This is a genomic window from Mesorhizobium metallidurans STM 2683, assembly GCF_000350085.1.
In the GTDB taxonomy this organism is placed as follows: Bacteria; Pseudomonadota; Alphaproteobacteria; order Rhizobiales; family Rhizobiaceae; genus Mesorhizobium; species Mesorhizobium metallidurans.
In genome coordinates, this window is sequence record NZ_CAUM01000052.1 from 1 (window position 1) to 7,742 (window position 7,742).

The 7,742-nt window shown below is 63.4% G+C and carries 12 protein-coding genes; 3 read left to right on the forward strand and 9 right to left on the reverse strand.

Annotation, left to right across the window (positions count from 1 at the left end; translation table 11 throughout):
• Window positions 1-126: 126 nt before the first annotated feature.
• The 4 genes from MESS2_RS09005 to MESS2_RS09020 all read right to left on the reverse strand — a co-directional run bounded on the left by MESS2_RS09005 (window position 127) and on the right by MESS2_RS09020 (window position 2,424).
• The gene (locus MESS2_RS09005) at window positions 127-519 is read right to left on the reverse strand and encodes a hypothetical protein (protein ID WP_244439919.1); all 393 of its coding nucleotides are present in this window, start codon (window positions 517-519) and stop codon (window positions 127-129) included.
• Between the two features lie 45 nt (window positions 520-564).
• Window positions 565-852, reverse strand: coding sequence for an ArsR/SmtB family transcription factor (locus MESS2_RS09010; RefSeq protein WP_008873873.1), 288 nt, complete (start codon window positions 850-852; stop codon window positions 565-567).
• Between the two features lie 31 nt (window positions 853-883).
• Window positions 884-2,131, reverse strand: a complete 1,248-nt coding sequence (locus tag MESS2_RS09015) for an MFS transporter (RefSeq protein ID WP_008873874.1) — start codon at window positions 2,129-2,131, stop codon at window positions 884-886.
• A gap of 98 nt (window positions 2,132-2,229) precedes the next feature.
• Window positions 2,230-2,424 (reverse strand): DUF1192 domain-containing protein, encoded by a 195-nt coding sequence (locus MESS2_RS09020; RefSeq protein ID WP_008873875.1) that lies wholly within the window; start codon window positions 2,422-2,424, stop codon window positions 2,230-2,232.
• A 134-nt stretch (window positions 2,425-2,558) separates the two neighbouring features.
• Here MESS2_RS09020 and MESS2_RS09025 point away from each other — a divergent pair, with 134 nt between their 5' ends.
• Window positions 2,559-3,569: an NAD(P)H-quinone oxidoreductase gene (locus MESS2_RS09025; protein ID WP_008873876.1), complete on the forward strand. Its 1,011-nt coding sequence runs from the start codon at window positions 2,559-2,561 to the stop codon at window positions 3,567-3,569.
• A gap of 159 nt (window positions 3,570-3,728) precedes the next feature.
• On the forward strand, window positions 3,729-3,869 hold the full coding sequence (locus MESS2_RS30800; protein ID WP_008873877.1) for a DUF1127 domain-containing protein: 141 nt from the start codon (window positions 3,729-3,731) through the stop codon (window positions 3,867-3,869).
• Between the two features lie 158 nt (window positions 3,870-4,027).
• On the opposite strand, the gene MESS2_RS09030 is transcribed toward MESS2_RS30800, so the two are convergent.
• Complete coding sequence (locus MESS2_RS09030; RefSeq protein ID WP_008873878.1) at window positions 4,028-4,642, reverse strand: LysE family transporter; 615 nt, start codon at window positions 4,640-4,642, stop codon at window positions 4,028-4,030.
• 280 nt (window positions 4,643-4,922) lie between these two features.
• On the opposite strand from MESS2_RS09030, the gene MESS2_RS09035 reads away from it, so the two are divergent.
• Window positions 4,923-5,621: a DUF1013 domain-containing protein gene (locus MESS2_RS09035; protein ID WP_008873879.1), complete on the forward strand. Its 699-nt coding sequence runs from the start codon at window positions 4,923-4,925 to the stop codon at window positions 5,619-5,621.
• Window positions 5,622-5,671: 50 nt separating this feature from the next.
• Here MESS2_RS09035 and MESS2_RS09040 read toward each other — a convergent pair whose 3' ends face one another.
• The 4 genes from MESS2_RS09040 to MESS2_RS32945 all read right to left on the reverse strand — a co-directional run.
• Window positions 5,672-6,391 (reverse strand): helix-turn-helix transcriptional regulator, encoded by a 720-nt coding sequence (locus tag MESS2_RS09040; protein WP_008873880.1) that lies wholly within the window; start codon window positions 6,389-6,391, stop codon window positions 5,672-5,674.
• A gap of 130 nt (window positions 6,392-6,521) precedes the next feature.
• Window positions 6,522-6,932, reverse strand: a complete 411-nt coding sequence (locus tag MESS2_RS09045; RefSeq protein WP_008873881.1) for a hypothetical protein — start codon at window positions 6,930-6,932, stop codon at window positions 6,522-6,524.
• Window positions 6,933-6,939: 7 nt separating this feature from the next.
• Window positions 6,940-7,305 (reverse strand): VOC family protein, encoded by a 366-nt coding sequence (locus MESS2_RS09050; RefSeq protein ID WP_008873882.1) that lies wholly within the window; start codon window positions 7,303-7,305, stop codon window positions 6,940-6,942.
• 132 nt (window positions 7,306-7,437) lie between these two features.
• Window positions 7,438-7,742: hypothetical protein (locus MESS2_RS32945; protein ID WP_209436086.1), on the reverse strand; the 305-nt coding region annotated here is incomplete at its 5' end.

Here is a 7,742-nt window from a genome sequence, read left to right on the forward strand (position 1 = left end):
GTCCCGTTATTGCCGCACTCGTAGCGCACACCCGGGCCAGATAGGGCACCATCTTGGCCGCAATGGTAAGTCGCCCGTCGGTGGCCCGCGTGATCGAGGAAGCGCAGCGATACCTGCCCGCCACCTTTATGGCGCGACCAGTTTCTCGCGGCCGTCCAGCTCCATCATCTTGAGTTGGCTTTCGGAGCCTTCCGCTTCGATAATGATATAGCTCTTGTCGTCTCCGCCGACGAAACTCAAGCCGGCGCTGGTGACCGAGGCGCTGATCTTGACCGAGGGCTGGCCGTTCTCGGGGATCAGGCGGAACAAAACGGTTTCGGCCTCGCCCGCCGCCGCTGGCTGAATGGAAATGCTGGAGCGCAGCCGGCCCTCGCGATCGACAATCTCGAGTCCGCTGCCGCGCAGGATGCCTGCGCCGTCTTGTGCCTTCGCCGGTAGAACCTGCCTCAGCCCGATGCCTGGGAGCAAAACCAGATTGACCGCAGTCAATGCGGCAAGAGCCGCTTCGCGTCCCATCATCGTTCCTCCCGTCTTGAAACCGATTGGCGCCGCCTTCGCGGAATTTCAACCCCCGGGCGAACCAAGCTCTCCTGCATCCCAGAACTGGTCGAGCCATAGGTTGAGCCGCAGGAAGCCGGCATTGCTGACGGTATAGACGCGCCTTGTGCCTTCGGCCTTGGCGTTGACCAATCCGGCCTCGAGCAGCACCTTCAGGTGTTGCGAAACGGCCGGGCGCGAAACCGGCAAGCCGGCGGCCAGTTCGTTGACGGTCTTCGGGCCGCGCCGGAGCTCTTCCAAGAGATAGCGCCGGTTGGGATCGGCAATCGCCATGAAGGCGTCGGAAAACATCATGCCTTATTTGTGAGGCAAAGCCTTTCGAATCTCAACCGTCGGTTACATCTTTTCTGCGCGGGTCGAGCCGCAGCGCCTCCGGCGTCAGTGAACGCTCGGCCGGCTGTGTCTTGAAAGCGTCGCGGTTTTCGATCGGCACCGGCGCGCGGCGGCTGATGCGCAGCAGCGTATAACCAGCCAGGCAAAGATGCGCGAGCGCGGTCGCCAGGAACAGGCTTTCGGGACGCATCCAGCCCATCAGGCCGGCGGCCAGCAGCGGACCGATCATCGTGCCGAAACCATAAAGCAGCAGCAGGCCGCCCGACACTTTGACGAAATCCTCGGCGCTGGCGTGGTCGTTGGCATGTGCCACGGCGATCGAATAGAGCGTGTAGGCGAAGGCGCCGTAGGCGGCGGTAAAAACGATGACGAAGACGCTTGAGCGGGGTTCGAACAGAAAGATCAGGATTGCGAACAACGCCGCGCCGAAGGCAGCACCCGCGAGCACGAAGCGGCGGTCCGTCTTGTCGGAGAGGCGCCCGGCCGGAAGCTGCATGGCGGCGCCGGCGACGACCACCAGGCTCATCATCAGGGCTATCTCGGCGGTGGAAATGCCGATGCGGGCGCCGTAGACGGCGCCGAGCGTGCCCCAGGCGCCATTGGCGATGCCGATCAGAACGCAGGCGATCGCCGACACCGGCGAATTGGCATAGAGCCCCTTGACGTCGAGCTTGACGTCCTGCAGCGGCTTCGGGTGCGACTGTGTCGAGACTGCGGTGGGGATCAGCGACAAGCAAAACAGGATGCCGGTGATCATGAACAGCGAGGCCGATTTCACGTCGCCGCCGGCAACGATCATCTGGCCGCCCATGATCGAGGCATAGGTCACCATCATATAGAGTCCGAAGACGGTGCCTCGGTTCTCGTTGGTGGCCTTCTCGTTCAGCCAGCTTTCGATGACCATGAAGGCACCGGCCATGGTGAAGCCGGTGAAAGCGCGCAGCAGGATCCAGGTATATTCATCGATGATCAGCCCGGTCAGCAGCGCGACGATCGCTCCGGACGCGGCAAAGGCGCCGAAGGCCCTGACATGGCCGGCGCGGCGCACGATGCGCGGGGCAAAGAAGCAGCCGGTGACGAAGCCGCCGGCCCAGGCCGTGCCCATCAGGCCGAGCGATGCGGTCGAAAATCCTTCCAACTGACCGCGCAATGGCAGCAGCAGGCCATGCAATCCGGACGCCGCCAGCAGGAAAGCAGTACCGCGAAGCAGCGAGAGGATCGGTCTGTATGTTGCGAACATTTGCTGATCCGGGCTGGAGCTTGGGTGCAGGGTCGGAAGACGATTGCTTTCAGGCTTTTCGGCGGCGGCGCTTCCGCATCGGAAACGCTGCGCGGAAACTATCCGCGGCGGAACAGCGCCTCGGCCGCCGACTTGGTGGTGTCCTTGGCCTTGAGTTCAGCCTCCAGTCGCGCGATCTCATCGCGCAGGACGCCGATCCGCTCGGACAGTTCGTCGACCGAGAGCAGCGACAGATCCTGGCCAATCTCGTGCGGGCGCGCTTTCTTCTTGGGTTCGTCGTCGAAGATGGCCATCGTCGCTCCTCCCTGGTGAGGTGAATTGCGGGTTCGCTACTTCAGTTTGGCCATTTGCCTGATTTGGCAATCAGCATACATAGGGCAGCGGTGCTGATGCAAACAGCGGCAATTAGACCGGCACGGGACAGTTCATGGCGAGCGCACAGAAGATTCCGGCGAAGATGACGGCCATTGCAATCTCCGAACCCGGCGGGCCGCGGGTGCTGAAGCCGGAAACACGTGACGTGCCGATGCCCGGCCCCGGCGAAATCCTGATCCGGGTGCGCGCCGCCGGGGTCAATCGGCCGGACGTGCAGCAGCGCAAAGGCGCCTACCCGCCGCCGCCGGGCGCGTCTGACCTGCCCGGTCTGGAGGCGGCAGGCGAAGTCGCGGCCCTTGGCGACGAGATATCGCGCTGGCGCGTCGGCGACCGGGTCTGCGCGCTGACGCCGGGCGGCGGCTATGCCGAATATGTCAAGGTTCATGCCGGCAGCGTGCTGCCGCTGCCCGCCGGCTTTACCCACACCGAAGCGGCGGCCGTGCCTGAAAACTACTTCACCGTCTGGCACAATGTGTTTGAGCGCGGCGGCCTGAAGAAAGGCGAGACGCTGCTCGTGCATGGCGGCTCGTCAGGCATCGGCACCACCGCGATCCAGCTTGCGGCGGCCTTCGGCGCCTATGTCGTCGCCACCGCCGGCAGCAAGGAGAAATGCGACGCCTGCCTGAAGCTCGGCGCCGACCGCGCGATCAACTATCGCGAGGAGGATTTCGTCGCGGCGGTCAAGGAGGCGACCGGGGGCGAGGGCGCCAACGTCATCCTCGACATGGTCGGCGGCGACTATGTGGCGCGCAACTACGAGGCCGCGGCGATGGAAGGCCGCGTCGTTCAGATCGCCACGCAGAGCGGGGCGGTGGCCAGCGCCGATTTCTCGAAGATCATGGTCAAGCGGCTCGTCCATACCGGCTCGACGCTCAGGCCGCGCACCGTCGAGTTCAAGGCGGCAATCGCCGCCGCGCTGGAGGCGCAGGTGTGGCCACTGCTCGGCACGCGCAAGGTGGCGCCCGTCATGGACATGATCTTCCCGCTCAAGGAGGCGTGGCGGGCGCATGAGCGAATGGAGGAAGGCGAGCATGTCGGCAAAATCGTGCTCGACGTCGGCTGACGCACCGAACCAAGTCGCACGCCCAACAGGCTGAACAAAAGCTTAATGCTGCATTGCAACAATTGCATTGCGGCCATGCAAAAGCGTCTGTTCAATTCCTGGGCAGCAATGCCTATTTGAGCGGCATCGAAACGAATGATCCACGAATGGAGGACTGCCATGAACCCGATCCGCGCTTTCCGTAACTGGCGCATGTACAACGAGACCGTGCGCGAGTTGAACAAGCTCAACGCCCGTCAGCTCAACGATCTCGGCATCAACCGCGGCGATATCGAGAGAATTGCCCGTCAGGCGCGTTGATTTCGAGCAGGTTCGGTCCGAAGGGCCGGATCCGTCGAAAAAGCCAGAGCCGCCGCTGATAGTTTTTCGTCGCCGGTTCCGAGCCCGCTGGACGCTGTCCGGCGGGCTTTGTCTTTGGGAGTTCATGCGATTGCATCGGTTGGCTCGGATGCTTCGCTTCAGGGGCCAAGTGCGGCAAAGCCCAGCGCTACCAGGGCTCCCCCCAGCACGATATCAGCAGGTTTTCGGAAACGACCGTAGAATCGCTGCGTGGCCGGCTGGGAAATGGAAAGGCCGACAAGGCCAAACCAAGTGACCGCAACAACAAACACCATCGCGACTGCGATCGCGGACATGTGGACATCCAAATTCAGCGTCGAGGACGCGAAGAACAGCGCGGTGGCGGGATTTGCAGCCGCCGTGACAAATGCCAGCCGGAACTGGCGAATGATCGGAGCCGGCTTCGACTGTTTGATCCCCGCGGTCCTGCTCGACAGCGCCCTTCTCATCGAGTTCCAGCCGATGAACACCAGCATCGCCCCATAGAGGCTGGCAGCCGCCTGGTGCGCGACGCCCCCTGGCGGCAACATGCCTGCTCCGGTGGCGACGACGGCCGCCAGCAAGCTCGCGCCAAGGGCGGTACCGGTGGCAGCCGACAGGGCGATCGCGCGCGAAGCGGTCAGCCCGGCCTGCGCGACAACTGCGAAATTGGCTCCCGGCAGCATTGCCACCAGAGCATAGGAAACGGCGAACGGAAGCAACTCCGCCGCGACGGCGTGTCCGGTCTCGATCATCGATTGGCCCCGCATCATCAGCAGCCACCCTTTTCAGGGCAGGCCACCGCAATCGAAGCCGAAATCTGGACGAAAGGCCTGGTCCCAACAATCGGCAAATGCCGACTGTCGGAGATTTTTTGAAAAACCGGGTTGCCCGTGGTGGCGCCAGGATTGAATGCTGCCCAAAAACGTTGCGAAATGGCAAGAGAGCGGTTATACCGGCCACGAATTTCCCATTTTGGTGGCTCTAAAACCACCGCCCGCGCGGGAACGCGGGCGAACGAGAAGGATTTTTATAATGGCCAACACGCTGCTGATGCCCAAGGCGACCGCCGTCTGGCTGGTCGACAATACCGCGCTGTCCTTCGAGCAGATCGCGCAGTTCTGCGGACTGCATCCGCTCGAGGTCAAGGCGATCGCCGACGGCGAATCGGCGCAGGGCATCAAGGGCATGGACCCGATCATGACCGGGCAGCTTACCCGCGACGAGATCGCGCGCGCCGAGAAGGACCCGAACCATCGGCTGAAGCTGTCCGACCCCAAGGTGCGGGTGCCGGAATCCAAGCGCAAGGGTCCACGCTATACGCCGCTGTCGAAGCGCCAGGACCGGCCCAATGCCATCCTCTGGCTGGTGCGCAACCATCCCGAGCTGAAGGACGCGCAGATCGCCCGCCTCGTCGGTACGACCAAGTCGACGATCGACCAGATCCGCGACAGGAAGCACTGGAACTCGGCCAATCTGCAGCCGATGGACCCGGTGACGCTGGGCCTCGCCTCGCAGATCGACCTCGACATGGAAGTCAACCGCGCCTCGCGCGGCCGCGAACAAGCGCAGCCGGCTGGCGACACGTTGCTGCCGGCGGCATTGACCGAGCGGCTGGTGCCGGCGCCGGAGAGGCCTAAGGACGAGGACGCCGAGCTCGACGCCAGCGCCGTCTTCGCCAAGCTTTCGGCGCTGAAGTCGAAGGACAAGGACGACGAAGCGGACGAGGAGTAAGCCAACGACCCGCTCTCAAGAAAAAGCCCGCTTCGCGCGGGTTTTTTCTATCAAGTCCGCGCCGCCCGATCCGGCGCCATGCCGTAGTCCTCGCTGCGTTCGACCGCGCGATAGAAATCGGCGAGCTGCTTGCCGCGCTCCGGCTTGAAGACGCGGCCTGCAATCACCACAGAGGCGATGCGGTCGATGCGGAAAGCGCGGAAATCGTCGCGCATTTCGCACCAGGCGACCAGCGTCCACACCTTGCCCCAGAACCACAGGCCGAGCGGCCTGATGTCGCGTGCGGTGCCGCGGCCGGCCTCGTCGGAATAGTCGATGGTCAGCACCTGGCGTTTTTCCACGGCGCGTTCGATCAGATCGATCGCCTCGCGGGCGGCATCGCTCACCACCCACATCGGCGTGTGGATCTCGGTGCGGGCGATGCGGTCCTTTTCGGCGTCGGGCAGCACTGCGCCGATCTTGACCAGCGCCTCGTCGGCGGCGCGCGCCATGGCGGCGCCGCCAAAGGCGCGCACCATGCGGGCGCCGGCGACCAGCGCGACGATCTCGTCACGCGTGAACATCAGCGGCGGAAGGTCGAAACCCTCCCTCATCATGTAGCCAACGCCCGCCTCGCCGTCGATCGGCACCCCGGTCGACTGCAGGTCGGCGATGTCGCGGTAGATGGTTCGCTCGGAAACTTCGAGCCACGTGCCCAGCTTCTGGGCGGTGACCAGACGGCCACCGCGCAGATGCTGCACGATCTGGAAGAGCCTGTCGGCGCGGCGCATCGTATGGTCCCTCGGCGTTGTCTCTATGCATGTCGTGGTCCCAAAACCGGTTTCCACTTTTGGGCGACATGGCATTGTCTTTATGCATGTCGTGATCCCAAAACCGCTTCCCGCTTTTGGGCGACATGCATTATGGCTTCAGCCCTTCGCGCTTGCGCTGCGCGGCGACGAACTCCGCGCCGAAGGACAATTTCCTCGTTGTCGGCGTCTTCGCGTCGATCACTCGCCAGTACGGCGAGATGTCGCTCAGCGACATGCCGCGCTGAAGATCCTCGTTGGCAGCCTCGGCCACGGTGCGCAGATGATAGCCGATGGTGACCGGACATGTCACTTCAGCACCGTGCTCGATGGCGAGCGCAGTGCGCAATGCTCTGATATCCATCTCCACGCCTTCGGGAATCGAACGGATGAAATCATCGACCTGGCGTGCCGTCGGCACCAGCATCGGCTGGCCCTCGACGACGTCCGCCACCGTGCGCCGCGACGGCTTGATGCCGTTGATGCCCGGTGTGTTCAGCCTGTCGTTCCAGCTCTTCACCATGGGGGCCCTAGACGAAAAGACCGAAGCTGTTGCCGTCCGGGTCGAGGCAATAGGCGAATGTGCCGGCCGTAATGGAGATCGCCGGCGAGACGACCTGGCCGCCATTTTGCGTCACCCGCTCCATGGCGTCCTCGATCGGCGCGGCGACCGACAGATGGATGGTCGGGCCGGTTCCGGGTGCTGCCGGCTTTCCGGGGTAGACGTGGCCCGATGCCATCCGATCCTGCGCGCTGAACATGGCGACCGGGTTCGGGCTGCTTTCTTCCAGGGCAAGATCATTCTGCAGCACCGACGCATAGAAAGCGCGGGCGCGCGCCATGTCGGTGACAGGAATCTCGAACCAGGCTGAGGCTTTTGCAGGGATGAAGGCCATGTGTCTCTCCTGAACTTGTCGCTTTATCGCATGCCGCTCCTGACAACATACTGTCAGGAGCTTTTGGCAGGCCCGCCACTTACATCTGGGAACTGCAGCGCTGGTATCCAATCTTGACCGCAAAAAATCGCCTCAGTTGTCGTTCCTGCGGCCGCTGGCGTACATGTCCGGCCAGCCGATGTCCTTGCGGAGGTCCGCCGGCAATTCGTTCATGAACCGCTGGGTGCGGATTTCGTTGCGCATCGTGCGGATCTTGCCGACATAATGCTGCACGCTGCGCAAAATCGTAAAACCGTTCATGACTAGTCTCCTCTGCTTCGATGAAAGCATCATCGCACACCCCTGCTGACAGCAGTCTGTCAGGAGGGTGCAGGCCTCGGCGATTTGCCTTGGGTCTTCGCAGCCGGCCGATATCGCTTGACAGCCGGCCGCTATGC